Raw genomic sequence first — 24671 nt, forward strand, 5'->3', positions numbered from 1 at the left:
TATAGTCATGCCATCGATGAGGAGGGTTCCATGGCGGTACGTGCGGCAGTGGCCGGAGCGAGTGGATACGCGGGTGGCGAACTCCTGCGTCTGCTCCTGGCCCACCCCGAGGTCGAGATCGGCGCTCTGACCGGCAACTCGAACGCCGGGCAGAAACTCGGCGCGCTGCAACCGCACCTGCTGCCGCTCGCCGGTCGGGTCCTCCATGAAACTACCCCGGAAGTCCTCGCCGGACACGACGTCGTCTTCCTCGCGCTGCCGCACGGCCAGTCCGCCGCCGTCGCCGAGCAGCTCGGCCCGGACGTCCTCGTCGTCGACATGGGCGCCGACTTCCGGCTGAAGGACGCGGCCGACTGGGAGAAGTTCTACGGCTCCGCACACGCCGGCACCTGGCCCTACGGCCTCCCCGAACTGCCGGGCGCCCGCGCCGCGTTGGAGGGGTCCAAGCGCATCGCGGTGCCCGGTTGCTACCCCACGGCCGCCTCCCTCGCGCTCTTCCCGGCCTACGCCGCCGGGCTCGCCGAGAACGAGGCCGTGATCGTCGCCGCCTCCGGCACCTCGGGTGCCGGCAAGGCGCCCAAGGCTCATCTCCTCGGCTCCGAGGTCATGGGCTCCATGTCGCCGTACGGCGTCGGCGGCGGACACCGGCACACTCCGGAGATCATCCAGAACCTCGGCGCGGCGGCCGGTGAGCCCGTCACCGTCTCCTTCACGCCCACCCTCGCGCCGATGCCCCGCGGCATCCTCGCCACGTGCAGCGCCAAGGCGAAGCCCGGGGTCACCGCGGAGTCGGTCCGCGCCGTCTACGAGAAGGCCTTCGCCGACGAGCCCTTCGTGTACCTCCTCCCCGAGGGGCAGTGGCCCGCGACGGCGTCCGTCTACGGTTCCAACGCCGTTCAGGTGCAGGTCGCGTACGACGAGGCCGCGGGCCGCATCATCGCGATCAGCGCCATCGACAACCTGACCAAGGGCACCGCGGGCGGTGCCGTCCAGAGCATGAACCTCGCCCTCGGGCTCGACGAGACCACCGGGCTCTCTACGATCGGAGTCGCGCCGTGAGTGTGACGGCAGCACAGGGATTCACGGCCGCGGGCATCGCCGCCGGAATCAAGGAGAACGGCAACCCGGACCTGGCCCTCGTGGTCAACAACGGGCCCCGCCTCGCCGCCGCGGGCGTCTTCACCTCCAACCGCGTCAAAGCCGCCCCGGTGCTCTGGTCCGAGCAGGTGCTCAAGGGCGGCCAGGTCTCCGCCGTGATCCTCAACTCCGGTGGCGCCAACGCCTGTACGGGTCCGAAGGGCTTCCAGGACACGCACGCCACCGCCGAGAAGGTCGCCGACACCCTCGGGCTGAACGCGGCCGAGGTCGCCGTCGCCTCCACCGGCCTCATCGGACTGCTGCTCCCGATGGACAAGCTGCTCCCGGGAGTCGATACCGCCGCCGGTCAACTCTCCCCGCACGGGGGCGAGAAGGCCGCCATCGCCATCAAGACCACGGACAGCGTGCACAAGACCGCCGTCGTGACCGCCAAGGACGGCTGGACCGTCGGCGGTATGGCCAAGGGGGCCGGCATGCTCGCCCCTGGTCTCGCCACCATGCTCGTCGTCCTCACCACCGACGCCGACGTCTCAAGTGACCTACTGGACAAGGCACTTCGGGCCGCCACCCGCACGACCTTCGACCGCGTCGACTCCGACGGCTGCATGTCCACCAACGACACCGTGCTGCTGCTCGCCTCCGGCGCCTCCCAAGTCACCCCGGGCTACGCCGAGTTCGCCGAGGCCGTGCGTGCCGTCTGCGACGACCTCGGCCAGCAGTTGATCCGGGACGCCGAGGGTGCCAGCAAGGACATCAAGGTCGAGATCGTCAACGCCGCGAGCGAGGACGACGCCGTCGAGGTGGGCCGGTCCATCGCCCGCAACAACCTCCTCAAGTGCGCGATCCACGGCGAAGACCCCAACTGGGGACGGGTGTTGTCCGCGATCGGCACGACCAAGGCCGCCTTCGAACCCGACCAGCTCAACGTCGCCATCAACGGCGTCTGGGTCTGCAAGAACGGCGGAGTCGGCGAGGACCGCGACAAGGTCGACATGCGCTACCGCGAGGTGCACATCGTCGCCGACCTCGCCGCGGGCAGTGAGACGGCCACCATCTGGACCAACGACCTCACCGCCGACTACGTCCACGAGAACAGCGCGTACTCCTCATGAGCACTACCCGCAAGCACACCGCGCTGCCCAAGGCGCAGATCCTCATCGAGGCGCTGCCCTGGCTGACCCGGCACAACGGCAAGACCGTCGTCATCAAGTTCGGCGGCAACGCCATGATCGACGAGGACCTGAAGGCCGCGTTCGCCCAGGACGTCGTGTTCCTGCACCACGCAGGGCTCAAGCCCGTCGTCGTGCACGGCGGCGGCCCGCAGATCAGCGCCGCCCTCGACCGGCACGGCATCGTCAGCGAGTTCAAGGCCGGCCTGCGCGTCACCACCGAGGACGCCATGGACGTCGTACGGATGGTCCTCGCGGGACAGGTCCAGCGCGAGTTGGTCGGACTGCTCAACCAACACGGGCCGCTCGCCGTCGGGTTGACCGGCGAGGACGCGCACACCATCACCGCCACCAAGCATCTGCCCGAGATCGACGGGGAGTTGGTCGACATCGGGCGGGTGGGCGAGATCACCGCGATCGACACGGGCGCGATCGAGGCACTCCTCAACGACGGCCGTATCCCGGTCGTCTCGTCGATCGCCAGGAGCGAGGACGACGGACATGTCTACAACGTCAATGCTGATACGGCGGCTGCGGCACTCGCTGCTGCGCTGGGGGCCGAGACCCTCATGGTCCTCACGGACGTCGAGGGTCTCTACGAGGACTGGCCCCACTCCGACGAGGTGATCAGCCGCCTCACCGCCACCGAACTCGAGAAGCTGCTCCCGGAGTTGAGCTCCGGGATGGTGCCGAAGATGGAGGGCTGTCTGCACGCCGTCCGCAACGGCGTGACCACCGCCCGCGTCATCGACGGCCGGGTCCAGCACTCGATCCTGCTGGAGATCTTCACCGACGAGGGCATCGGCACGATGGTCGTGCCGGACGAGCTGCCCGGCAAGAAGCCCAACAAGAAGTCCGCCAAGAAGGCCGGCAAGAAGCAGGGGGATGCCGTATGACCGCCAATGAGGAGTTGACCCAGCGCTGGCAGGGGTCGCTCATGAACAACTACGGCACCCCCAAGCTCTCCCTCGTCCGCGGCGCCGGCGCCAAGCTCTGGGACGCCGACGGCAACGAGTACACCGACTTCGTCGGCGGTATCGCGGTCAACGCGCTCGGCCACGCGCACCCGGCGATCGTCGAGGCGGTCAGCAGGCAGATCGCCGAACTCGGCCATGTCTCCAACCTGTTCATCGCCGAACCGCCCGTCGCCCTCGCCGAGCGGCTCCTTGAGCGCTTCGGCCGGGACGGCAAGGTCTTCTTCTGCAACTCCGGCGCCGAGGCCAACGAAGGCGCCTTCAAGATCGGCCGGTTGACGGGCCGTCAGCACATGGTCGCCACCCAGGGCGGCTTCCACGGACGGACGATGGGCTCCCTCGCCCTCACCGGCCAGCCCGCCAAGCAGGAACCCTTCCTGCCGCTGCCCGGCGATGTCACGCACGTCCCGTACGGCGACGCGCAGGCCCTCGCCGCCGCCGTCACCGACGACACCGCGCTCGTCATCATCGAGCCGATCCAGGGCGAGAACGGCGTCGTCGTACCGCCCGCCGGATATCTCAAGGCGGCCCGCGCGATCACCGCCGCGCACGGCGCGCTGCTGGTCCTGGACGAGGTGCAGACCGGAGTCGGCCGTACCGGGCACTGGTTCGAGTACCAGGCCCACGAAGGCGTGCTCCCGGATGTCGTGACCCTCGCGAAGGGGCTCGGCGGCGGACTGCCGCTCGGCGCCACCGTCGCCTTCGGACGCGCGGCCGACCTGCTCCAACCGGGCCAGCACGGCACGACGTTCGGGGGCAACCCGGTCGCCTGCGCCGCCGGACTCGCCGTCCTCGACACCATCGCGAACGAGGGGTTGCTGGAGAACGTCAAGCGGCAGAGCGAGACGTTGCGGGACGGGATCGAGTCGCTGGGCCACCCGCTGATCGATTATGTCCGGGGTGCGGGCCTCCTCCTGGGTATCGTGCTCACCGAGCCGCTCGCGCCCCAGGCGCAACAGGCGGCTCAGGACGCCGGTTTCCTGGTCAACGCGCCCGCTCCCGATGTCGTACGGCTGATGCCGCCGCTGAACCTCGGCGACGACGAGACGGACGCGTTCCTCCGGGCGCTGCCCGGTGTCCTGGACGTGGCCAAGGGGGACGGATGATCCGGAGAATGAGTCGACGATGAGTCAGGCGCAGGAGCACGAACAGTCGGCGGGGCCGGCCGTGCCGCAGACCCGCACCGCCCGCCACCGGCGGATCGTGGACATCCTCAACCGGCAACCGGTGCGTTCCCAGAGCCAGTTGGCGAAGCTGCTGGCCGACGACGGGCTGAGCGTCACCCAGGCGACGCTCTCCCGGGACCTGGACGAGCTGAACGCGGTGAAGATCCGCAACAACGACGGCGACCTCATCTACGCGGTGCCGAGCGAGGGCGGTTTCCGCACCCCGCGCGTGCCGCTGGGGGAGTCGGCGAAGGAGGAGCGGATGCGGCGGCTCTCCTCCGAGCTGCTGATCTCCGCGGAGGCCTCCGCCAACCTCGTGGTCCTGCGCACCCCGCCGGGCGCCGCCCAGTTCCTCGCCTCGGCGATCGACCAGGCCGAACTCCAGGACATCCTCGGCACCATCGCCGGCGACGACACGCTCCTGCTGATCAGCCGCGACCCGCTCGGCGGCCAGGCCCTCGCGGACCATCTGCTGCGGCTGGCACAGAACGACCACTGACCGCCCGTACGGCCAACGAGTCGGGGGCGCACCGGAGTTGTCCGGTACGCCCCCGACTCGCATGGGGATTTCCTAGCCCAGACGGGACGCCAGCCCGCCCGTGCAGCGGACCTCGTCGCCCGCCGTGATGAGCAGGGCCTCCACGTCCGGGAGTGACTCCAGCCAGGCCAGGCCCTCCCGTGAGCCCATCGCGAACGCGGCCGTGGCCCAGCAGTCGGCCCAGGTCAGCCGGGGGGCCACCACGGTGACGGCGACCAGGTCGGTCACCGCGGACTTGCCGGTGGACGGGTCCACGATGTGCGCCCCGCGCTCGGCCGTACCGGAGGTGGCGACCGCCAGTTCGTCGGTGCCCGCGGCGGAGATCACGGCCGCGAGACCGCCCGGGCGGAGCGGATCGGACACGCCGACCCGCCAGGGGCGGTGCGCTCCCGGAGTGCCGAACATCTGGACGTCACCGCCGCCGTTCACGCTGACCCCGCTCACCCCGGCCGCCGCCGTGATCAGCTCGGCCGCGCGCTCGGCGGCCCAGCCCTTCACGATGCCGGTCGGGTCGAGCCGCCCCTCGTACGTCGTGCTGAACCAGCCGGCGCTCACCCGCTCCGCCTCGGCGCCCAGCTCCAGCACCTCGGCGACCTCGGCGTCGCACTCGGCCACGGTCAGCTCGCCGCGGGCCAGCCGGGAGACCTGGCTGTCGTCGCGGTAGGTGCTGAACACCTCGTTGACGCGGTGCAGTTGGGCGACCGCCTGGTCGAGCGCGGTCCGGACGGCCTCCGGCTCCCCGCCGCGGATGTCGAAGGAGAACACCGTCCCCATGACCTCCTCGGCGTGCCGCAACACGGCGGGAGCCTCCGCGGGATCGGTCACCGTGTCAGCCACCGGCCTTGTCCAGCGCCGACTGCAGGGACTTCTTGTACCCGCCGCTCGTGTACGACGCGCCCGACACGGAGTCGATGTTCGCGCTGCCTGCCGCGACGGCCTCCTGGTTGAGCTTGGGGATCGACAGCGCCGTCTTCTGGTCGCTGGTCCCGCCGCTCGGCGCCTGCACCGCCTCGGCCTTGGTGATCTTGCCGCCCGCGACCGTGATCCGGACCTGGACGGGCCCGTACTCGGTCGTCACGACGTCACCGGTGACGGTCTTGGCCTGCGCGGCCTGGCCCGACCCGGCGGCCGAACTCTGCGACGGGGCGGCCGTGTTGGCACCGGCGGCCTTCATCTTGTCGATGGCCGACTGCAACGACTGCTTGTAGCCACCGCTGGTGTACGTCGCCCCGGACACGGACGTGATGTCCGCGCTCTGCGTGGCGACGACCTCCTGGTTGAGCTTGGGCACGGACAGCGCGGTCTTCTGGTCGCTGGTGCCGCCCTTGGGCGCCTGGATCGCCTCGGCCTTGGTGATCTTGCCGTTGGCGACCGTCAGCCGTACCTGGACGACGCCGTACTCGGTCTGGGCGACGGCGCCCGTGACCGTCGAGGTCCCGGCCGCCGCGGCACCGCCCTGGGGCGACTCCTGCGCGGCGGCGGCCCCCTGGGCCGCTCCCTGCGCGGACGCCGAGGAGGAGTCGGTCGCCGGCTTCAGGGAGAGCAGCAGAACGATCCCGGACACGGTGGCGGCGCTCGCGAGCAGAACACGCCGGATGGGGTGGCTCTTCTTCATTGCTCCTGACTCCCGTCGCTCACATCTCGAACGACTCGTGATGGATACGGCGGGCGGGGACCCCCGCGCCGCGCAGTGCTTCGTAGACCGACTGCGCGAAGCCGGGCGGCCCGCACATGAAGACGTCGTGGTTGTCGATGTCGGGCAGCTTCCGCCGCAGCGAGTCCGCCGAGATGTCGGGGCGCTCCCCGCCGGGGCTGTTGACCGCGTACATCAGCCGGGCGCCGCGCTCGTCGGCGATCTTCGCCAACTCGTCCCACAGCGCCAGGTCCTGAGTGGTGTTGGCCCGGTAGAGCAGCGTGATGTCACCGGCCGCGCCGGGCAGCGTCTCGAACAGTGCCCGCATCGGTGTGATGCCGACGCCGCCCGCGACCAGCAGCACCTTGCCGCGGGTGCGCCGCTGCGAGGTCAGCGCGCCGTACGGGCCCTCGGCCCACACCTTGGTGCCGGGGCGCAGTTCGCGCAGCCGGGCGCTGTGGTCGCCGATCGCCTTGACCGTGATCCGCAGCATGTTGGGGCGGGGCGCCGCCGACAGCGAGTACGGGTGCGAGCTGAACCGCATCCCCGGCGCGAGGAACCGCCACCGGAAGAACTGCCCGGCCTCCGCGCCCATCCGGTGCAGCTTCCGCCCGCCGATGAGCACCGACACGATGCCGGGCGTCTCCTCGATGACCGCCTCGACGTACATCCGGTGCCGCATGTTGAGGCGGATCGGGGTGAGGATCCGGTACCAGACCACCAGCGCGGTCACCGTGCCGTACAGCCCGTACCAGACGGTCTTGGCGATCGGCGTCAGCGCGAAGTCGTTGCCGGTGGTGATCTGGTGCCAGAAGGTGAAGAACACCGCCGCGTACGTCAGCAGATGCACGTGGTACCACAGGTCGTACGGCAGCCTGCGGCGGACGGCGCCGATCGACGAGAGGCCGATCAGGAGGAACAGCCCGGTGCCGATGGCCGCCTTGCCCATGTCGGGCAGCTGGTTCACCGAGTCGATCGTCTGCTGGACGATGTCGCTCAGCGTCTTGCCCGCCTGGAGCGCGTAGCCCCACATGATCAGGAAGACATGGGCGAAGACCAGGCAGAGCGTGTACCGGCCGCTCATCGCGTGCCAGCGGGCGACCCGGTCGGAGCCGACCCGGCGCTCCAGGGCGGGCACGCGGGCCATCTGGAGCACGACGAGTGCCATCAGATAACCGGCCAACAGGCCGGTGATACGGCCCGCGTTGAGGATCTTGCCGTTCTGGTCGGCGATGGACGGCGTGTTGTGCCACCACAGCCACAGCACCCCGACCGCGCCCGCCCAGACGGCGAGCAGCAGCAGGGTCGCTGGGGAGCGGCGCGGGCGGATGCGGCGCATCGTCTGTCGGCGGGCGGCACGTCCGCCTGCGAGCGTGGTGGTCACGGTTCCTCCGTGGACGGGGCACAAGGGGGGTGGCGTGGCCCCTTGGCCCTGAAGTACGTGCCGTGGAGGCTGTGCGTTCAGAGGCCCGCGGAGTCCAGTGCGGACTGGAGTGACTGGCGGTAACCGTCACTTGTGTAGGTGGCGCCCGACACCGTGTCGATGCTCGCGCTCTGCGCGGCGAGTACCTCGCTCCTCAACTGCGGCAGGGCATAGGAGTTGATCTCCTGGTCGCGCGGATTGTCCGACGGCGACTGGACCGCGGTGACATCGGTGATCTTGCCGTCCTTCACGGTGATCCTCACCTGTACGGGACCCCAACGGGTCTGCGCGGTCTCGCCGGTGACCGTCTTCGTCCCGGCGACGGCCTTGCCGCTCGCGCTGCCCGAGGGAGCGGGCGACGAGACGACCTGGGGCGCCGCGGCCACCTCGGGCGCCGTGTGCGGCTTCAGCGCCAGCAGCATGACCAGTCCGGACGCGGTCACGGCGCTCGCCAGCACGATCCGCCGCAGCGGCCGGTTCTGCTTCAACGGATGCACGACGACCTCACAGCTCGAACGACTCGTGGTGGATACGGCGGTCCGGCACACCGGCGGCGGACAGCGCCCCGTACAGGTCCTGGGCGAAGGCGTGCGGACCGCAGATGTACACGTCGTGCGCGGCGAGGTCGGGCACGGCCTCACGCAGATACTCCGGGGTGAGCGAAGGCCGTTGCCCCTGCGGCCCGTTGATCGCGTACAGCACCTTCGCCCCGCGCCACCGCGCGATCGCCTCCAACTCCCCGCCCAGCGCCAGGTCTTCGGTCGTCCGCGCCCGGTACAGCAGCGTCACCTCGCCGGGCAGCGTCTCGAACAGCGCCCGCAGCGGGGTGATCCCGACCCCGGCCGCGACGAGCAACGACCGCTGCCTGGAGCGCCGTTGGACGGTCAGCGAGCCGTACGGCCCCTCCGCCCACACCCGCGCGCCCGGCCGCAGCAACGGCACGGCCGCGCTGTGGTCGCCGAGCGCCTTGACCGTGATCCGCAGCCGGTCCCCGCGCGGCGGCGCCGACAGCGAATACGGCGTCGACGTCCAGCCCATGCCCTCGCCGAAGAACCGCCAGCGGAAGAACTGCCCGGCCTCCGCGCCGAGTTGCTCGATCCGCCGCCCACGTACGACGACGGAGTACACGCCCGGCGCCTCCCGGTGCACCGACTCCACCCGCAGCCGGTGCCGCAGGTTGAGCCGCACCGGCGCGAGGATCCGGTACCACAACACCAGTGCCGCGACGCCGAGATACAGCGCGTACCAGGCGGCCGTGGCACCGGCCCGCCCGTTGAACTGCTCGCCCAGGGACAGTTGATGGAAGAACGCGAGGAACACGGCGGCGTACGTGAGGAGATGGACGTAGTACCAGAACTCGTAACTCACCCTGCGCCGCGCGGCCCGCGCCGAGGTGATGCCGACCGCGAACAGGATGATCCCGCCGAAGGTCGCCTTCAGCATGTCCGGGTAGTCCAGGACGACGGTGACCGTCTCGTGCACGACCGAGGCACGGTCCTGGGCGGCGTACCCGAGCAGGATCAGCACGACGTGCACGCCCAGCAGACAGACCGTGTACCGGCCGGCCATCGCGTGCCAGCGCGCCACCCGGTCCGAGCCGATCCGCCGCTCCAGCAGCGGCACCCGCGCCATCAGACCCACCAGCACCGCACAGGCGTACCCGCACAGCAGCCCGGCGATCCGCCCGGCTCCCGTCAGCCAGCCCGCGGCCCCGACCACCGACCCGGTGTCCGCCCACCACAGCGCGACGACGGCCGCCGCACCGGCCCACAGCAGGCCGAGCACGGGGCCGGCCGGCGAGCGCCGGGGAACCGGCGGCACGGGCGGCGCCTTCCGCTGCTCGTACACGGTGGTCATGTGTGCGTCCTTTCGCCTGTCCTGCGCACAACTGTGCGGGCCCAACCTCTGAGGGATCTCTGAGCGGACGCCTTTCTCAGCTTTCTCAGAGGAAACTCAGAGGCCCTCGCGACGGACGGGGACGCCGGGAGGGGCGATGCTGGTAAGTGCCATGAACACCAATCGCTCCGGCCGACCGGCCCTCACCCGCCCCGACGGCACCCCGGTGCGCGTCCTCGTCGTGGACGACGACCCCGACCTGGCCGAGGTGCTCTCCGGCGCCCTGCGCTACGAGGGCTGGGAGGTCCGTACGGCGGGCGACGGGGCCGCCGCGCTCGCCGGGGCGCGCGAGCTGCGGCCGGACGCCGTCGTCCTCGACGTGATGCTCCCGGACACCGACGGCTACGCCGTACTGCGCTCCCTGCACGAGGTGAAGCCCGATGTCTGCGTGCTCTTCCTCACCGCGCGGGACACGGTCGAGGACCGCATCGCCGGCATCACCGCGGGCGGCGACGACTACGTGACGAAACCCTTCAGCCTGGAGGAGGTCGTCGCCCGGCTGCGCGGACTGCTGCGCCGCGCGGGCATGGCCCGCCAGCTGGAGGAGGGCCCCCGGATCGTCGTCGGGGACCTGGTGATGGACGAGGAGGCCCGCGAGGTCAGCCGGGCGGGCCGGATCGTCGACCTCTCACCGACCGAGTTCGAACTGCTCCGCTTCCTCATGCGCAACCCGCGCCGCGTCCTCAGCAAGGCCCAGATCCTCGATCGCGTATGGTCCTACGACTTCGGCGGCCAGGCCCATGTCGTCGAGCTGTACATCTCCTATCTGCGCAAGAAGGTGGACGCCGGCCGGGCGCCCATGATCCACACCGTGCGCGGCTCCGGGTACGTGCTCAAGCCGGTCGTCCGATGAGCAGGGGGCCGCGGGCCGTCGGACGCCGGCTACGGCGACTGCCCAGGCCCCACACCCTGCGGGCGCGCCTGACGGCGGGCCTGGTGGTGCTGCTCGCGGTCAGTTGCGCGGCCGTGGGCGTGGCGGCGGTGATCGAACTGGACGGCTTCCTCACCGGCCGCCTCGACCAGCAACTCACCGAGGTCGGGACGCAGTTCCCGGCCAGCCTGGAGCACAAGGGCCAGACGCTCACCGACCACGACGCCGACGACCGGGAACGCGGCGACACCCGACGGCAGGCGCCGGGCACGTTCGGCGCCCGCCTGCTCCACGGCACCGTCACCAACGCGGCGGTCGTACCCGCCGACAAGGACGACGCGACGACCGACCTGAAGGTCGCGCTGACAGCGCGGGACCGGCGGGAACTCGCCGCGGTCCCGGTCGACGGCAGATCCCACACCGTCCACCTCTCCTCCCTCGGCCGGTACCGCGTCCTCGCGGCCGACGGCCGGGACGGCGACGTGATGATCACCGGACTCCCGCTGGAGTCGGTCGAGGCCGCGGTCCACCGGCTGGAGACGGTCGCCGCGATCGTCTTCGGCGCCGCCCTCCTGATCACCGGATTCGCGGGCGCGCTCTGGGTGCGCTGGTCGCTGCGGCCGCTCAGCCGGGTCGCCGCCACCGCCACCCGGGTCAGCGAACTCCCGCTGGCCAGCGGCGAGGTGGCCCTGCCGCCCCGGGCGCCCGAGTCCGACCCGCGCAGCGAGGTGGGCCGGGTCGCCGGTGCCTTCAACCGCATGCTCGGCCATGTCGAGGACGCGCTCACCCACCGGCACGCGAGCGAGGAACGCCTGCGCAGCTTCGCGGCCGACGCCAGCCACGAGCTGCGCACCCCGGTGGCGTCGATCCGGGGCCACGCCGAACTGGCCCTCCTCCACCCGGACCCCGTCCCGCCCAAGGTGACCCGCGCACTGGAACGCATCGAGGCCGAGTCCGCCCGCATGGGGGTCATGGTCGACGAGATGCTCCTCCTCGCCCGCCTCGACGCGGGCCGCCCCCTCGAACGCCGCCCCGTCGACCTGACCCGCCTGGTCCTCGACGCCGTCGCCGACGCGCGCGCCGCCGGCCCCGACCACCGCTGGGCCCTGCGCCTCCCCGAGGAACCGGTCACGGTCACCGGCGACGCCCACCGCCTCCAACAGGTGCTGGCCAACCTGTTGGCCAACGCGCGTCTGCACACACCTGTCGGCACGAAGGTAACGGTGACATTGGAGACGGGCGCCGAGGCGACTTCCCTGGTGGTCCACGACGACGGCCCCGGCGTCCCGGCGGAGGTCCAGCCAGGAGTCTTCGAACGCTTCACCCGAGCGGACCGCCGCCGCACGGAGGGCAGGGGAGGGGGAGCGGGCCTGGGCCTGTCGATCGTGGCGGCGGTGACGGAGGCCCATGGCGGGAGCGTGGAGTTGGACAGCCGCCCGGGCTCGACGACGTTCACCGTCCGCCTCCCGGCGGGTCTCAGTACCGGGTGATCGCCGTGACCCCGCTCACCGTCCCGATGGCAATATGCGGCGCCCGCCCAGGATCGGCCCACCGCAGGATCCTTCGCATCGCATCCACCGACACGGACACACAACCGGCGGTAGCCCCACGCCCGTTGACATGCAGAAAGATCCCGGCCCCCCGCCCCTTCACGGGCTTGGCGTAGTTGAACCCGATGACAACCCCGTACGCGTACTGAGCCGTGTAGGAGATCAACCGCTCGGACTCGGAAGCCCGGCAATCGCTCGCCAGGGGCTCGCTCCACCGGTTGTACACCCGAGACCGAGTGTCCTCACACCACCAAGAACTCCCGTTCACCCGGCGGTACTTGACATGGGTCCCACCCGGCGCGGCTTTGATTCCGAAGGCATACGGCAGGTCGTGCAACCCGGTGGGAGTCGTATTGGACCCCTGTTTGCGAGCCCGTCCCTCGACCAGCCCCTTCGCCCCGAAGCGAGCCACGGTGGAACCGGCCTTCACCCACCTCCCACCCCGGCGCTCCCACCAACTGAGCGTCCCGGACGTGGACTTGACCCCCTGCGCCTGAGCCAGGATCAGCTGACCGCCACCCCCGGTGTCCGCGAGCGACAAGGGCGACGGTTCCGCCGCCCGCGCGGGCACGGCACAGAGCAGCAGCAGAAGGGACGCGGACGCGAGGGCGACGACACCAGGACGCATGCCCCAGACGCTAGAGCGCGCACCCGCTGACGGCACCTCAAATGGGCCGAACAGGCAACGCACATCGCACATCGGTCCGGACATCACCGTGGCCGCCCCGGCCGGCGTTCATCGGGGCGGCCACGGCTGCCTGTCACGTCACTTGGTGAGCGTGCAGGCGGCCAGGGAGTCGAGCCCGGTGGGCTTGGTGCCCTGGCGCCCGATGGAGATGGCGATGCGGTCGATGGTGGAGACGCGCTTCGATGGTGGAGACGTCGACGAGTCGCTTGTTCGCTTCGGCGATCTGGGTGTCGAGAAGGGCGAGGTTGCGGTCGACCTCGGCCTGCGCGGAAGCGGGAATGGCAGGCAGCTGCGACTTCACGTCCGGGCAGGTGATCGTCCCGACCGCACTCGCGGCGTCGCCGGTGTCCTCTGTACCCCCGGCCGCCTCCGTGGCGGCAGCCGTGGCACTCGGGGCCGCGGTCGCGGTGTCCGTCGCACCGGTCGAACCCGTCGCACCGGCCGCGTTGAGGGTGCAGGCGGCCAGGGAGTCGAGCCCGGTGGGCTTGGTGCCCTTGCGGCCGATGGAGATGGCGATGCGGTCGATGGTGGAGACGCGCTTCGATGGTGGAGACGTCGACGAGTCGCTTGTTCGCTTCGGCGATCTGGGTGTCGAGGAGGGCGAGGTTGCGGTCGACCTCGGCCTGTGCGGACGCCGGGATGGCCGGGAGCTGCGACTTCACGTCCGGGCAGGTGATCGTCCCGGGATCGGACAACGTCCGGGCGCTCTGCGTGGTGCTGCTCTTGTCCGGCGTCCCGGCAAGGGCGGTACCGGCGATGACGGCACCGGTGAGAGCCACGGCGGCGGCACCGCCGATGAACACGACGCGACGCTTGTTGTACTTGGGGAGAGCCCTGGACATGCGAATGCCTCACTCGGGTCAGGGGTGATCTGAAGGTGACTCTTGGGTGACTCGTGGGGGGAAACGCGGCGCCTGCGTTCGGCGAGAAGTACGGGTAAGCGGTTGCTGGTGTTCAAGGTTGTTCAAGGGTCTTTCAAATTGACGAATCATGCAGAGCTCTGCATAATCATGCAAGCGAGGCGGTGTGCATGCGAGACAATGCAGGGACACCACAGCACGTCGACCCCCGTCCACGGCCTTTGAGGAGCAGCGCAAGTGAGCAGCAACAGCGGTGACGTACGGCTCTGGGGCGGTCGTTTCGCCGACGGTCCCGCCGAGGCCCTGGCGAAGCTGTCCGCGTCCGTCCACTTCGACTGGCGGCTCGCGCCCTACGACATCGCCGGTTCCCGCGCCCACGCGCGCGTGCTGCACAAGGCGAACCTCCTCGACGACGACGAGCTGACCCGGATGCTCGCGGGCCTCGACCAGCTCGAAGCGGACGTCGCCGACGGCTCCTTCGTGGGCACGATCGCCGACGAGGACGTCCATACGGCCCTGGAACGCGGCCTGTTGACCATCCTCGGCCCCGACCTCGGCGGCAAGCTGCGGGCCGGCCGCTCCCGCAACGACCAGGTCGCGACGCTGTTCCGGATGTGCCTGCGTGACCACGCCCGTTCGATCGGCGGCCTGATCGCCGATCTCCAGGACGCGCTGGTCGGCCTCGCGGAGGCCCACCCGGACGTGGCGATGCCCGGCCGCACCCACCTCCAGCACGCCCAGCCGGTCCTGTTCGCCCACCACGTGCTCGCGCACGTCCAGTCGCTGTCCCGGGACGCGGAACGCCTGCGGCAGTGGGACGAGCGGACGGCGGTCTCCCCGTACGGCTCCGGCGCCCTCGCGGGCTCGTCCCTCGGCCTGGACCCGGAGGCGGTGGCGAAGGACCTCGGCTTCGAGCACGGCTCGGTCGCGAACTCGATCGACGGCACGGCCTCGCGTGACTTCGTCGCCGAGTTCGCCTTCATCACCGCTATGATCGGGGTGAACCTCTCCCGGATCGCCGAGGAGATCATCATCTGGAACACGAAGGAGTTCTCCTTCGTGACCCTGCACGACGCGTTCTCCACGGGCTCGTCGATCATGCCGCAGAAGAAGAACCCGGACATCGCGGAGCTGGCGCGCGGCAAGTCGGGCCGCCTGATCGGCAACCTGACGGGCCTCATGGCCACGCTCAAGGCACTGCCCCTCGCCTACAACCGCGACCTCCAGGAGGACAAGGAGCCGGTCTTCGACTCCATCGACCAACTCGAGGTCCTGCTGCCGGCGTTCACCGGCATGATGGCCACCCTGACGATCCACCGCGACCGCATGGAGGAACTGGCCCCGGCCGGCTTCTCCCTCGCCACCGACATCGCCGAGTGGCTGGTCAAGCAGGGCGTCCCCTTCCGGGTCGCCCACGAGGTCGCCGGCGAGTGCGTCAAGGTCGCCGAGTCCGAGAACATCGAACTGAACGACCTCACCGACGAACAGTTCGCGAAGATCTCCGCCCACCTGACCCCGGAGGTCCGCACGGTCCTGAACGTGCCGGGCGCGCTGGCGTCCCGCAACGGCCGTGGCGGTACGGCCCCGAGCGCGGTGGCGATCCAACTGGCAGAGGTGAAGCGGGACTTGGCGGTACAGCACGCTTGGGCAACGGCGAAGCGCTAAGGGCTTTTAGGGGCGCGGGGAACTGCGCGACCGGCTACAACGCCCCGCACTCTCCAAACAGCGGTAAGAACCCTTCCCCCTGAGGCGAAGGTCATCCCGGGTTACGTTGGTCAAGAGCCGCACCACAGCCGACCAACGGAGCCCGCGATGCCCTTCGCCCGACTGGCAACAGCAACAACCCCCACCAGCCACCTCGGACTCGGCCTCGCCGCAGTAGGCCGCCCCGGCTACATCAACTTGGGCCGTGAGGAAGACCTCGGCGAGAACCGCACCGTGGAAACCCTCCGGGCCCGCACCCACGAACTCCTCGACGCCGCCTACGCGCAAGGCGTCCGCTACTTCGACGCGGCCCGCTCCTACGGCCGCTCGGAGGAGTTCCTCGCGGACTGGCTGGCCGTCCACCCCGACCTCGACGACATCGTGGTCGGCAGCAAGTGGGGCTACACCTACACCGCGGACTGGTCGGCGGACGCCAAGACGCACGAGGTCAAGGACCACGGCGTCCAGACCTACGACCGCCAGCGAAGCGAAACCTTCGCACTGCTCGGCGACCGGCTCGACCTCTACCAGATCCACTCGGTGACCCCCGAAAGCCCGGCCCTCACCGACAAGGAACTCCACGCGAAACTGGCCGAGTTGGCGGCCACGGGCGTGACGGTCGGCTTCTCCACCAGCGGCCCCGCGCAGGCCGACGCGATCAGGGCCGCGCTCGCCGTGACGGTGGACGGCGAGCCCCTCTTCCGTACCGTCCAGTCGACGTACAACGCCCTGGAGACCTCCGCCGGCCCGGCCCTCGCCGAGGCCCACGACGCCGGACTCACGGTGATCGTCAAGGAGGGCATGGCCAACGGCCGGCTGGCGCAGCCGTACGCGCCGGACGCCCTGAAGGCCGTAGCCGAGGAAACGTCGCTCGGCGCGGACGCGATCGCCCTGGCCCTGATCCTGCGTCGCCCGTGGGTGGGTGTGGTCCTCTCCGGTGCGGCGACCGTGGGGCAGCTCGCGTCCAACCTGCACGCGGCGGTCGCGGACCTGGACGAGGACCAGCTCGCCCGGCTGGACGCGCTGGCCGAGGACCCGCACGAGTACTGGGAGAAGCGCGGCCGGCTGCCCTGGCACTGAGAGATCCCGCTGATCGACCTTCCGTGAGGCAGCCATGCCCGTCATGAGACATGGATGTCTCATGTGGGTTATGGTTGTCTCATGGCTCTCGACCGCGACCACGTACTCCGCGCCGCCGCGGCCCTGCTGACCCGCAAGTCCACCGCGACCATGGACGAGGTCGCCAAGGCGGCCGGGATCAGCCGGGCCACGCTGCACCGCCAGTTCGCGGGGCGCGACGCACTCGTACGGGCCTTGGAGGCGCTCGGTATCGCCGAGTGCGAGACCGCCCTGGACGCGGCGCGGCTGGACGACGGCCGGGCCGAGGACGCCGTACGGCGACTCGTTCGCGAGGCTGAACCGGCCGCCGGCCTGCTCGCCTTCCTCTACACGGAGAACCAGCTGTTCGAGGGCGAGGAGCAGCACGCCGGCTGGGCCAGGATCGACGACCGCATCACCGCCCTGTTCCGGCGCGGCCAGCAGAGCGGCGAGTTCCGTATCGATCTCACGCCCGCCTGGCTCACCGAGGCGCTGTTCGGCCTGCTGGCCTCCGGTGTGTGGCTGGTGCAGAGCGGCAAGGGCGCGCCCAAGGACTTCACGCACATGACCGTCGAGCTGTTGCTCGGCGGCGCACTACGCAGAGACGAGACACGGAGAGAGGAATCATGACCAGCACCCTGCAGCCGGCGGCTGTGACCGAGACGGAGAAGCGCCCGGGCCGTTGGCTCGCGCTCTCCGTGCTCGTGCTCGCCGTGCTGCTGGTGGCCGTGGACGCGACGGTCCTCGGCCTGGCGACCCCGTACATCAGCGAGGACTTGAAGCCGTCCGGCACCCAACTCCTCTGGATCGGCGACGTCTACTCCTTCGTCATCGCGGGCCTGCTCGTGTCGATGGGCAGTCTCGGTGACCGAATAGGCCGCAAGCGCATCCTGCTCGTCGGGGCCACCGCCTTCGGCGCGATCTCGGTCCTCAACGCCTATGCCACGACACCGGAGTTGATGATCCTGGCGCGGGCGCTCCTCGGTGTCGCGGGCGCGACCCTGATGCCCGCCACCCTCGCCCTGATCCGCAACCTCTTCCACGACCCGCGCGAACGCAGCCTCGCGGTCGGCATCTGGGGCGCAACGGCCTCCGCCGGTACGGCAGTCGGTCCGGTCGCGGGCGGCTTCCTCCTCGAACACTTCTGGTGGGGCTCGGTCTTCCTCATCAACCTGCCCGTGATGGCGGTCCTCGTCCTGGTCGGCATCAAGATGCTCCCCGAGTCGAAGAACCCCAACCCGGGCCCCTGGGACCTGATCAGCGTGGTCCTGTCCCTGGTCGGCGTGATCGGCGTCGTCTACGCGGTCAAGGAGGCCGCGACCCACGGCTTCGAGTGGCCCGCGCTCGCGGTGGGCGCGCTGGGCGCGGCGGCCCTGTACTGGTTCGTGCGCCGCCAACTCACGCTCCCCGCCCCCTTGTTGGACATGCGCCTGTTCCGCAACCGCGGCTTCAGCGCGGCCGTCCTCGCCGACCTGCTGACCATCCTCGGCCTCTCCGGCCTGGTGTTCTTCCTCTCCCAGTACCTGCAACTCGTCCAGGGGCGGGGCCCGTTCGAGGCGGGCCTGGCCGAAATCCCCGCCGCCGTGGGCGCGGTGGCGGCCGGACTGATAGCGGGCCGGGCGGCCCGCCGTTTCTCGGTCCGCGCGGTGGTGGCGGGCGGCCTCGCGGCGGTCGGCCTGGCACTCGCCGTCCTGACGACCCTCGGCCAGTCGACCGGCTATCCGATCCTCGGCGCCGCGCTCCTGGTGGTCGGCATCGGCGCCGGCTTCTCCTTCACGGTGACGGCCGACGTGATCCTCTCCTCCGTACCGAAGGAACAGGCGGGCGCGGCCTCGGCGGTCTCGGAGACGGCCTACGAACTCGGCGCGGCCCTCGGGATCGCCGTACTCGGCTCCATCGTGACGGGTGTCTACCGGGACTTCGCGGCTCCGGCGGGCACACCGAGCGGGGCGCACGAGTCGCTGGGCGGCGCGGTGGAAGCGGCGGCGGACATGCCGACGCAGGCGGCCCAGCAGATGCTGGCCTCGGCGCGGGAGGCCTTCGTCAGCGGCCTGAGCGTCGCGTCGGCGGTGGGCGCAACGGTCCTGCTGGCAACGGCGGTCGCGGCCTGGTTCATGCTCCGGGGCCAGCGGCTGGAGGACGTCAGCGGTTGATCCAGCCGCCCGTGTGGAAGCTGAAGCGGGCGATCACGGGGCACCAGCGCGCATAGAGTTCCGCCGCCACCGGCGGGCTCTCGCGGTGCGCCAGCTCGTCGAATCCGGCCACGATGCCCAGACAGCTCTGCTTGACGTCGGGTTCCGGCGCGTTCTCGGCGGCCGTCCGCAGCACTTCCCGGACGTCCTGCTCGGGCGGGGCCTCGGCGAACGCCGTGAGGACCGTCCGAGCCGCCCCGGGGAAGCCGACCACCACGGCCAACAGGAGCTGGACGGCCTTGAAGTCCCCGTCGAGGAAGGCGTCGACGTCCGCGGCCGAGACACCGATCCGAGTGAGCCGGTAGAGGTTGACCAGCTTCTTCGCCGCTCGCGGTGTGGGCACCAAGGAGGCGAGCGAGGCCATGAACGCGATCTCGTCCGCGCGGAGTTGAAGCGTGTCCGGCCGCAGATCCCGCACTTCGGGTACGGCGACGGAGGGCCGCCGGGTACCCGGGGCCACCCCGTCCGCACCGCTCGCCGCACCGGTGCCCTCGGCGGTCTCCGCGTGGGCGGTCACATCCGCGTCCTCCCCGCGCCACGGCGGGCCGAGCAGCGAACGGATGTAGCGCGAGGTGGCACCGGCCGAGGGCCGGGACACCACGAACGGAATCTGGAAGATCTTGTCGAGGTAGTCCAGCGGCGACCCGACACCACTGTCCATCGCCGGGAGCGGCGGCCCGAACAACTCCCGATAGTGCGTCTTCAACGCCGACAGCATCCGCACCCACAACCCAAAAGGGCCGCCCGCACCACTCAGGTGCGCACGGCCCAGGGAAGTCTCGGAGAGTCAGGCGGCCTTCGCCTTCGTCGCGTACATGTCCACGTACTCCTGCCCCGACAACCGCATGACCTCAGTCATCACGGAGTCGGTCACAGCCCGCAGCACATACCGATCCCGGTCCATCCCCTCGTACCGTGAGAACTCCATCGCCTCACCGAAGCGAACGGTTACACGCCCGGGCCGCGGAATCCCCGCACCGCCGGGTTGCAACTTGTCCGTGCCGATCATCGCGAAGGGAACGACGGGCGCGCCCGTCATCATCGTGAGCCGGGCGATCCCGGTCCGCCCCCGGTACAACCGCCCGTCGGGCGACCGAGTGCCCTCGGGGTAGATGCCGAAGACCTTGCCCTCCTCCAGGATGCGGCGGCCGGTCATCAGCGCGGCGACGCCGCCGTTCGCGCCGTCCCGGTCGACCGGGATCATGCCGACGCCGGTGAAGAACCAGGCCATGAGACGGCCCTTGAAGCCCTTGCCGGTGACGTACTCGTCCTTGCCGATGAAGAGCACCTGCCGGTCGCAGACCAGCGGAAGGATCATCGAGTCGATGAAGGTGAGGTGGTTGCCGGCGAGGATCACCGGACCGTCTCCGGGGATGTGCTCCGCGCCCTCCACTCGTGTGCGGAACATCAGGCGCATGATCGGTCCGAGCAGTGCCTTGATGAGCGCGAAGCGGGACAACGGGCCCTCCGGTGTCAAGGGGGTTCGATATAAATGTGTGCAGGTGAGGACGATACTCGCGGCGCCCGGGGTATTGCACATCGGGTTCACCGAGGTCTTACGCAGTGTTGACGCACGTTTACCTGCGGTGTCGCTGCGGAGTCGTCCCGTAACCGGGCCGCCATGTTGTGACACATCTCGCGTTCCATGGTGACGGCGGGTCAAACCTGCCGGCCGGTACGACATCCAGCGTCAGTGCCGTGTTCCGGCCGAGGTCTCCCGCCCGTCATGTACGCGCACCTACGATCGGCGCGCACCGACGGGGCGACGCCAGGAGGTTTCATGGACACGCAGGGAACGCAGGAGCCGAACGAGCGAGTGAACGGCACCGGACGGCGGGCGCTGCTGGGCGCCGCCGTGCTCGGCGCGGGAGTGGCCGCACTGGGACCGGCCGGTACGGCGAGAGCCGCCGAGGCCTCGACGGCCCGTCATGGTGGCGGTCTGAAGGACCTGCCCAAGCCGACGATCGTCGGTCACCGCGGCACCAGCGGCTACCGCCCCGAGCACACCTTCGGCTCGTACAACCTGGCACTGGACCTGGGCGCCGACATCGTCGAGGCCGGTGACCTCGTCCCCACCAAGGACGGTCACCTGGTCTGCCGGCACGAGCCGGAGATCGGCGGCACCACGAACGTCGCGGACCACCCGGAGTTCGCCTCCCGCAAGACCACCAAGCTGCTCGACGGTGTCTCCACGACCGGCTGGTTCACCGAGGACTTCACGCTCGCCGAGCTGAAGACCCTGCGCGCGATCGAGCGCATTCCGGCCAACCGTCCGCACAACACGCTCTACAACGGCCGCTGGGAGATCCCCACCTTCGAGGAGGTCCTCAAGTGGCAGGACGAGCAGACCCGTAAGCGCGGCAAGCAGGTCTGGATCTACCCCGAGATGAAGCACCCCACCTACTTCCGCAAGCGCGGGTTCGAGATGGAGAAGCTGCTCTCCTCGACCCTGCGCAAGCACGGCAAGGACAAGCGGAACTCGCCGGTCCTCATCCAGTCCTTCGAGCCGACCAGCATCCAGAAGATCAGCAGGCTCGTCCGCAACAACCTGGTGGTGCTGCTCTCCGGCACGGGCACCCGCCCCTTCGACTTCGTCGACCAGGGCGACCCGCGCACGGTCGACGACCTGGTCAAGCCCAAGGGCCTCGCCGAGATCGCGACATACGCGCAGGGCCTCGGCCCGACCCTCGACCTGATCATCACGAAGAACGCCGACGGCAGCCTGAACAAGGAGACCACCCTGGTCGCCGACGCGCACAAGGTCGGCCTGATCCTGCACCCCTACACCATGCGCAACGAGAACCCCTTCCTGCCGCTGGAGTACCGCAAGGGCACGGCCGTGGACGCCTACGGCGACGCGTTCGGAGCCTTCAAGCGCTACTTCGCCACCGGCATCGACGGTGTCTTCACGGACAACGCCGACACCGGTCTGCTCGCCCGCGCGGACTTCGTCAACGGCTGAGCCCCGCGCCCCGTTGGAGTGACAAACGGCCGCCCCGGCAACCTCCGCCGGGGCGGCCGCGTCGTGCCGCATATGACACACCAGCTCGTCGCCGCCCTGCGCCCCCTGCTCGCCGCCGAGGCCTCCGCCGAGGCATATGCCTCCGGAACCGAACCGGCCGACCTCGAACAGGCCGTCTGGCTGCGCCTCCTGGAACGCCTCGACGCCTCGGGACCACCCGTCGACCCCCAGCGCTGGCTCCGCCGCGCGGTCCGCTCGGAGGCTCAGCGCACCCGTCGTACCGCACGCCTCGAGCAGTCGTACGACGATGATCCGGTCGACGAGCGCGACCGCGGCCCGGAGCAGGCCGCGCTCACGGCGGCGAGGCATCGCGCACTGCACGACGCGGTGCGCCGGCTGCCGGGCCGTTGCCCCCGGCTGATGGAGGCGCTGCTCTCGCCCAAGGACCTCACCTACCGCGAGATCGCGGGGGAGTTGGGTATCTCACAGGGCAGTCTCGGCCCGGAACGTTCCAGATGTCTGGGATGTCTTCGGCGATTGCTGACGCCGGAGGTTGCGGCTCACGAAGCACGGGGATAGGAGTGAGGGACCACATGGCGATCAGGTGAGCGGGAGGCGTGCGCACATGGGCATGAGCGTGACCATCTCGGTGGCGACCGAGCAGGACTCAGAGCAGATCTTCAGGTTGCAGTACCTGTGCTTCCAGAGTGAGGCGGCGCTGTACGGCAACTACCGCATCGACCCGCTCGTCCAGAGCCTCGACTCGGTCCGGGACGAGGTCGTCGCCGACTGCGTGTTCGTCGCCCGGCTGGGCGAGGAGGTGGTCGGCTCGGTCCGCGGCACGGTGACCGAGGACGGCGCGGCGGCCATCGGCAAGCTCTGCGTCCACCCGCGCCTCCAGGGCCACGGCATCGGCGCCCGGCTCCTCCGCGCGGCCGAAGCCGCCCTGGCCGAGGAGCGCGGCGCCAAGAAGTTCCGCCTCCACACCGGCCACCGCAGCGAGGGCAACCTCCGCCTGTACCGCCGCGTCGGCTACGAGACCGTGGGCACCTCCCAGGGCGACGACGGCGTACCGATGATCGTCCTGGAGAAGCCCGTCGAGGCGTACGTCGCTACGGCGTGACCGTGTCGGCGGTGGCGGCGGCGCGGTTCTTCCGGAGCCAGTAGAGCGCGGACAGCGGCAGCAGCACGGGGATGAAGACGTACCCCGCGCCGTAGTACGACCAGACCGTCGCGTCCGGGAAGGCCGAGCTGTCGATCACGGTCAGCGTGCCCACGACGAGGACACCCGCGAGTTCGGCGGCGCAGCACGCCTGTGCCGCCCTGCGGGCCCTCTCGCCGCCGCGGATCAGGGAGTACGTGATGAACCCGTACACCACACCCGCCACCGCCGACAGGGAGTAGGCGAGCGGGGCCCGGTCGAACTCGGTGGCGATCTGGTAGACGGAGCGGGAGACCGCGCCGACGACCATCACGCCGTAGAACCAGACGAGCAGGATGCCGGGCCCGCTGATGAGCCGCTTCGGCTTCTCTTCCGCAGTGGTCATCTCAGCTTCCCCAGATGTCGTAGAGCCGCACTTCGAGCACGGCGAGGACCACGCCGCCGGCCGCGGCGGTGAGCGAACCCCAGCGGGTGCGCTCCGTCAGTGACATGAGGCCCGCCGCCGGGACGGTCGCGAACGCGCCCAGCAGATACGCCACGAAGATCGTCGTGCCCTGCTCCGCCTTCTCGCCGCGCGCCAACTGCACGATCCCGACCACCAGTTGGACCGTGGCCAGCACGGTGACGACGGCCATTCCGATGAAGTGCCAGTCCTTCGTCGACTGGTCGCGGTAGGCCGCCCACCCGGTCCAGGCGGCGAGCAGCAGCGCGGCGACACCGATCGTCAGTGTCAGGGCATCAAGCATGCAGTGACCCTATTACGGGCCATAAGGCCGGTGACCGTAGGGTCGAGTGCATGAAGATCCATGCTCAAGCCCTCCTGTTCGACAACGACGGCACGCTCGTCTCCTCCCTCGAATCCGTGCGCAGGTGCTGGACCCGGTGGGCGGACGAGTTCGGGATCACCGCCGAGGACTTCGCACGGGTCGAGCTGCACGGGCGGACCGCCGTGGAGATAGCCGCCGACCTGCTGCCCGCCGATGTCGTGCCTACGGCGGTCGCGCGGATCGAGGCGCTGGAGGTCGAGGACGTGGCCAACGGCGGTGCCGTCCCGCTGCCCGGCACCCGCGATTTCCTCGACTCGCTGCCCGCCGACCGCTGGGCCGTCGTCACCTCCGCCACCCGCCGGCTCGCCGAGGCCCGGCTCGCCCACGCCGGCATCCTCCCCAAGACCCTCGTGGTCGCCGAGGACGTCACGCGCGGCAAGCCCGACCCCGAGCCCTACCTCCTCGCGGCCCGCCAACTCGGCGTCGACCCGGCCCGCTGTGTCGTCTTCGAGGACGCCCCGGCCGGACTCCAGGCAGGTCGCGCGGCCGGGATGATCACCGTGGCATTGGCCACAACGCACGAGGCCCACGAGCTCGACGCGGACTTTGTTGTGAACAACCTGTCAGCCCTGTCCGCGCTGGTCAGCGACGGGGGAGTGGAGATCTCCGAGCGCCGCTGAGAGCCGTCCGCCGCTGTCCGGCATGCGGACAGCGGCACTTTGTCAGGACCGTACGTCTGCTTTACTGATTCCATGACCACGACGAGCAGCCGCACCCTTGCGACCGAGGCGACCCTGACGCCCGGTGCTCGCTGTATGTGTCGAATGTGCGCCTTCTAGAGGGCCCCGCACCACCCCCGGGCCATCCGCCCCCGCCTCGCGCCCCGAAGCGAGCCGCCGTGGCACGTCCACGTGCTGAAC

The 24671-nt window shown here is 70.3% G+C and carries 25 protein-coding genes and 1 pseudogene; 15 read left to right on the top strand and 11 right to left on the bottom strand.

Annotated features, from left to right (window positions below):
- Nucleotides 1–30: 30 nt before the first annotated feature.
- Genes argC through JHN63_RS24675 form a run of 5 tightly spaced genes read left to right on the top strand, consistent with a single transcriptional unit; the run spans nt 31 to nt 4906 of the window.
- Complete coding sequence (gene argC / locus JHN63_RS24655) at nt 31–1059, top strand: N-acetyl-gamma-glutamyl-phosphate reductase (protein WP_200684180.1); 1029 nt, start codon at nt 31–33, stop codon at nt 1057–1059.
- A complete protein-coding gene (argJ, locus tag JHN63_RS24660; protein ID WP_200684182.1) occupies nt 1056–2210 on the top strand; it encodes a bifunctional glutamate N-acetyltransferase/amino-acid acetyltransferase ArgJ in 1155 nt (384 codons plus the stop codon). The genes argC and argJ overlap by 4 nt, the downstream gene beginning before the upstream one ends.
- The gene (gene argB, locus JHN63_RS24665; protein ID WP_200684192.1) at nt 2207–3163 is read left to right on the top strand and encodes an acetylglutamate kinase; all 957 of its coding nucleotides are present in this window, start codon (nt 2207–2209) and stop codon (nt 3161–3163) included. Before argJ ends, argB begins: the two co-directional genes overlap by 4 nt.
- Complete coding sequence (locus tag JHN63_RS24670; RefSeq protein WP_200684194.1) at nt 3160–4347, top strand: acetylornithine transaminase; 1188 nt, start codon at nt 3160–3162, stop codon at nt 4345–4347. The genes argB and JHN63_RS24670 overlap by 4 nt, the downstream gene beginning before the upstream one ends.
- A gap of 19 nt (nt 4348–4366) precedes the next feature.
- Nucleotides 4367–4906: an arginine repressor gene (locus tag JHN63_RS24675; protein WP_200684196.1), complete on the top strand. Its 540-nt coding sequence runs from the start codon at nt 4367–4369 to the stop codon at nt 4904–4906.
- Between the two features lie 72 nt (nt 4907–4978).
- On the opposite strand, the gene JHN63_RS24680 is transcribed toward JHN63_RS24675, so the two are convergent.
- From JHN63_RS24680 to JHN63_RS24700, 5 genes are all read right to left on the bottom strand, one after another.
- The gene (locus tag JHN63_RS24680; protein WP_307781970.1) at nt 4979–5782 is read right to left on the bottom strand and encodes an FAD:protein FMN transferase; all 804 of its coding nucleotides are present in this window, start codon (nt 5780–5782) and stop codon (nt 4979–4981) included.
- Complete coding sequence (locus tag JHN63_RS24685; RefSeq protein WP_200684205.1) at nt 5775–6560, bottom strand: FMN-binding protein; 786 nt, start codon at nt 6558–6560, stop codon at nt 5775–5777. The genes JHN63_RS24680 and JHN63_RS24685 overlap by 8 nt, the downstream gene beginning before the upstream one ends.
- A 19-nt stretch (nt 6561–6579) precedes the next feature.
- Nucleotides 6580–7962 (bottom strand): ferric reductase-like transmembrane domain-containing protein, encoded by a 1383-nt coding sequence (locus JHN63_RS24690; protein WP_200684207.1) that lies wholly within the window; start codon nt 7960–7962, stop codon nt 6580–6582.
- 77 nt (nt 7963–8039) lie between these two features.
- Nucleotides 8040–8498 carry an FMN-binding protein gene (locus tag JHN63_RS24695; RefSeq protein ID WP_200684216.1) on the bottom strand — a complete coding sequence of 153 codons (459 nt, stop codon included), beginning with the start codon at nt 8496–8498 and terminating at the stop codon, nt 8040–8042.
- A 7-nt stretch (nt 8499–8505) separates the two neighbouring features.
- Complete coding sequence (locus JHN63_RS24700) at nt 8506–9858, bottom strand: ferric reductase-like transmembrane domain-containing protein (protein WP_200684218.1); 1353 nt, start codon at nt 9856–9858, stop codon at nt 8506–8508.
- Nucleotides 9859–10009: 151 nt separating this feature from the next.
- Between JHN63_RS24700 and JHN63_RS24705 the strand changes: the two genes are divergently transcribed.
- Together JHN63_RS24705 and JHN63_RS24710 are read left to right on the top strand one after the other, a co-directional pair.
- Nucleotides 10010–10750, top strand: a complete 741-nt coding sequence (locus tag JHN63_RS24705) for a response regulator transcription factor (protein ID WP_200684220.1) — start codon at nt 10010–10012, stop codon at nt 10748–10750.
- Nucleotides 10747–12258, top strand: a complete 1512-nt coding sequence (locus JHN63_RS24710) for a cell wall metabolism sensor histidine kinase WalK (RefSeq protein ID WP_200684222.1) — start codon at nt 10747–10749, stop codon at nt 12256–12258. Before JHN63_RS24705 ends, JHN63_RS24710 begins: the two co-directional genes overlap by 4 nt.
- Here JHN63_RS24710 and JHN63_RS24715 read toward each other — a convergent pair.
- A complete protein-coding gene (locus JHN63_RS24715) occupies nt 12245–12946 on the bottom strand; it encodes a L,D-transpeptidase (protein ID WP_200684231.1) in 702 nt (233 codons plus the stop codon). The two genes, JHN63_RS24710 and JHN63_RS24715, sit on opposite strands and share 14 nt — an antisense overlap.
- 138 nt (nt 12947–13084) lie before the next feature.
- Nucleotides 13085–13848: pseudogene (locus JHN63_RS52975) on the bottom strand (hypothetical protein).
- Between the two features lie 255 nt (nt 13849–14103).
- On the opposite strand from JHN63_RS52975, the gene argH reads away from it, so the two are divergent.
- The 4 genes from argH to JHN63_RS24740 all read left to right on the top strand — a co-directional run bounded on the left by argH (nt 14104) and on the right by JHN63_RS24740 (nt 18821).
- Nucleotides 14104–15531: an argininosuccinate lyase gene (gene argH, locus JHN63_RS24725; RefSeq protein WP_200684235.1), complete on the top strand. Its 1428-nt coding sequence runs from the start codon at nt 14104–14106 to the stop codon at nt 15529–15531.
- A gap of 147 nt (nt 15532–15678) precedes the next feature.
- Complete coding sequence (locus tag JHN63_RS24730) at nt 15679–16650, top strand: aldo/keto reductase (protein ID WP_200684237.1); 972 nt, start codon at nt 15679–15681, stop codon at nt 16648–16650.
- An 81-nt stretch (nt 16651–16731) separates the two neighbouring features.
- A complete protein-coding gene (locus JHN63_RS24735; protein ID WP_200684239.1) occupies nt 16732–17298 on the top strand; it encodes a TetR/AcrR family transcriptional regulator in 567 nt (188 codons plus the stop codon).
- Nucleotides 17295–18821 carry an MFS transporter gene (locus JHN63_RS24740; RefSeq protein ID WP_200684241.1) on the top strand — a complete coding sequence of 509 codons (1527 nt, stop codon included), beginning with the start codon at nt 17295–17297 and terminating at the stop codon, nt 18819–18821. The genes JHN63_RS24735 and JHN63_RS24740 overlap by 4 nt, the downstream gene beginning before the upstream one ends.
- Here the strand turns inward: JHN63_RS24740 and JHN63_RS24745 are convergent.
- Nucleotides 18811–19566 carry a hypothetical protein gene (locus JHN63_RS24745; protein WP_200684243.1) on the bottom strand — a complete coding sequence of 252 codons (756 nt, stop codon included), beginning with the start codon at nt 19564–19566 and terminating at the stop codon, nt 18811–18813. The genes JHN63_RS24740 and JHN63_RS24745 overlap by 11 nt on opposite strands.
- An 81-nt stretch (nt 19567–19647) precedes the next feature.
- Nucleotides 19648–20319, bottom strand: coding sequence for a 1-acyl-sn-glycerol-3-phosphate acyltransferase (locus JHN63_RS24750; RefSeq protein WP_200684263.1), 672 nt, complete (start codon nt 20317–20319; stop codon nt 19648–19650).
- 321 nt (nt 20320–20640) lie between these two features.
- Between JHN63_RS24750 and JHN63_RS24755 the strand changes: the two genes are divergently transcribed.
- From JHN63_RS24755 to JHN63_RS24765, 3 genes are all read left to right on the top strand, one after another.
- Nucleotides 20641–21822 (top strand): glycerophosphodiester phosphodiesterase, encoded by a 1182-nt coding sequence (locus tag JHN63_RS24755; RefSeq protein ID WP_200684245.1) that lies wholly within the window; start codon nt 20641–20643, stop codon nt 21820–21822.
- Between the two features lie 72 nt (nt 21823–21894).
- Complete coding sequence (locus JHN63_RS24760; RefSeq protein WP_200684247.1) at nt 21895–22401, top strand: sigma-70 family RNA polymerase sigma factor; 507 nt, start codon at nt 21895–21897, stop codon at nt 22399–22401.
- 46 nt (nt 22402–22447) lie between these two features.
- Complete coding sequence (locus JHN63_RS24765) at nt 22448–22945, top strand: GNAT family N-acetyltransferase (protein ID WP_200684249.1); 498 nt, start codon at nt 22448–22450, stop codon at nt 22943–22945.
- On the opposite strand, the gene JHN63_RS24770 is transcribed toward JHN63_RS24765, so the two are convergent.
- Both JHN63_RS24770 and JHN63_RS24775 read right to left on the bottom strand, forming a co-directional pair.
- Entirely contained in the window at nt 22935–23369 is a 435-nt protein-coding gene (locus JHN63_RS24770; protein WP_200684251.1) for a hypothetical protein, read from the bottom strand. The two genes, JHN63_RS24765 and JHN63_RS24770, sit on opposite strands and share 11 nt — an antisense overlap.
- 1 nt (nt 23370) lies before the next feature.
- Nucleotides 23371–23730: a hypothetical protein gene (locus tag JHN63_RS24775; RefSeq protein ID WP_200684253.1), complete on the bottom strand. Its 360-nt coding sequence runs from the start codon at nt 23728–23730 to the stop codon at nt 23371–23373.
- 50 nt (nt 23731–23780) lie between these two features.
- Between JHN63_RS24775 and JHN63_RS24780 the strand changes: the two genes are divergently transcribed.
- A complete protein-coding gene (locus JHN63_RS24780; protein WP_200684255.1) occupies nt 23781–24431 on the top strand; it encodes an HAD family hydrolase in 651 nt (216 codons plus the stop codon).
- The last annotated feature ends 240 nt before the right edge of the window (nt 24432–24671 follow it).

It is taken from the genome of Streptomyces sp. MBT65 (assembly GCF_016612545.1).
Taxonomy (GTDB): domain Bacteria; phylum Actinomycetota; class Actinomycetes; order Streptomycetales; family Streptomycetaceae; genus Streptomyces.

Excerpts from the sequence above, each read along its gene's own strand:
- argC (WP_200684180.1), top strand. The coding sequence starts at position 31 with ATGGCGGTACGTGCGGCAGTGGCCGGAGCGAGTGGATACGCGGGTGGC.
- argB (WP_200684192.1), top strand. The coding sequence starts at position 2,207 with ATGAGCACTACCCGCAAGCACACCGCGCTGCCCAAGGCGCAGATCCTC.
- JHN63_RS24670 (WP_200684194.1), top strand. The coding sequence starts at position 3,160 with ATGACCGCCAATGAGGAGTTGACCCAGCGCTGGCAGGGGTCGCTCATG.
- JHN63_RS24675 (WP_200684196.1), top strand. The coding sequence starts at position 4,367 with ATGAGTCAGGCGCAGGAGCACGAACAGTCGGCGGGGCCGGCCGTGCCG.
- JHN63_RS24685 (WP_200684205.1), bottom strand. The coding sequence starts at position 6,560 with ATGAAGAAGAGCCACCCCATCCGGCGTGTTCTGCTCGCGAGCGCCGCC.
- JHN63_RS24700 (WP_200684218.1), bottom strand. The coding sequence starts at position 9,858 with ATGACCACCGTGTACGAGCAGCGGAAGGCGCCGCCCGTGCCGCCGGTT.
- JHN63_RS24705 (WP_200684220.1), top strand. The coding sequence starts at position 10,010 with ATGAACACCAATCGCTCCGGCCGACCGGCCCTCACCCGCCCCGACGGC.
- JHN63_RS24710 (WP_200684222.1), top strand. The coding sequence starts at position 10,747 with ATGAGCAGGGGGCCGCGGGCCGTCGGACGCCGGCTACGGCGACTGCCC.
- JHN63_RS24715 (WP_200684231.1), bottom strand. The coding sequence starts at position 12,946 with ATGCGTCCTGGTGTCGTCGCCCTCGCGTCCGCGTCCCTTCTGCTGCTG.
- JHN63_RS24730 (WP_200684237.1), top strand. The coding sequence starts at position 15,679 with ATGCCCTTCGCCCGACTGGCAACAGCAACAACCCCCACCAGCCACCTC.
- JHN63_RS24735 (WP_200684239.1), top strand. The coding sequence starts at position 16,732 with ATGGCTCTCGACCGCGACCACGTACTCCGCGCCGCCGCGGCCCTGCTG.
- JHN63_RS24740 (WP_200684241.1), top strand. The coding sequence starts at position 17,295 with ATGACCAGCACCCTGCAGCCGGCGGCTGTGACCGAGACGGAGAAGCGC.
- JHN63_RS24755 (WP_200684245.1), top strand. The coding sequence starts at position 20,641 with ATGGACACGCAGGGAACGCAGGAGCCGAACGAGCGAGTGAACGGCACC.
- JHN63_RS24760 (WP_200684247.1), top strand. The coding sequence starts at position 21,895 with ATGACACACCAGCTCGTCGCCGCCCTGCGCCCCCTGCTCGCCGCCGAG.
- JHN63_RS24765 (WP_200684249.1), top strand. The coding sequence starts at position 22,448 with ATGGGCATGAGCGTGACCATCTCGGTGGCGACCGAGCAGGACTCAGAG.
- JHN63_RS24770 (WP_200684251.1), bottom strand. The coding sequence starts at position 23,369 with ATGACCACTGCGGAAGAGAAGCCGAAGCGGCTCATCAGCGGGCCCGGC.
- JHN63_RS24775 (WP_200684253.1), bottom strand. The coding sequence starts at position 23,730 with ATGCTTGATGCCCTGACACTGACGATCGGTGTCGCCGCGCTGCTGCTC.
- JHN63_RS24780 (WP_200684255.1), top strand. The coding sequence starts at position 23,781 with ATGAAGATCCATGCTCAAGCCCTCCTGTTCGACAACGACGGCACGCTC.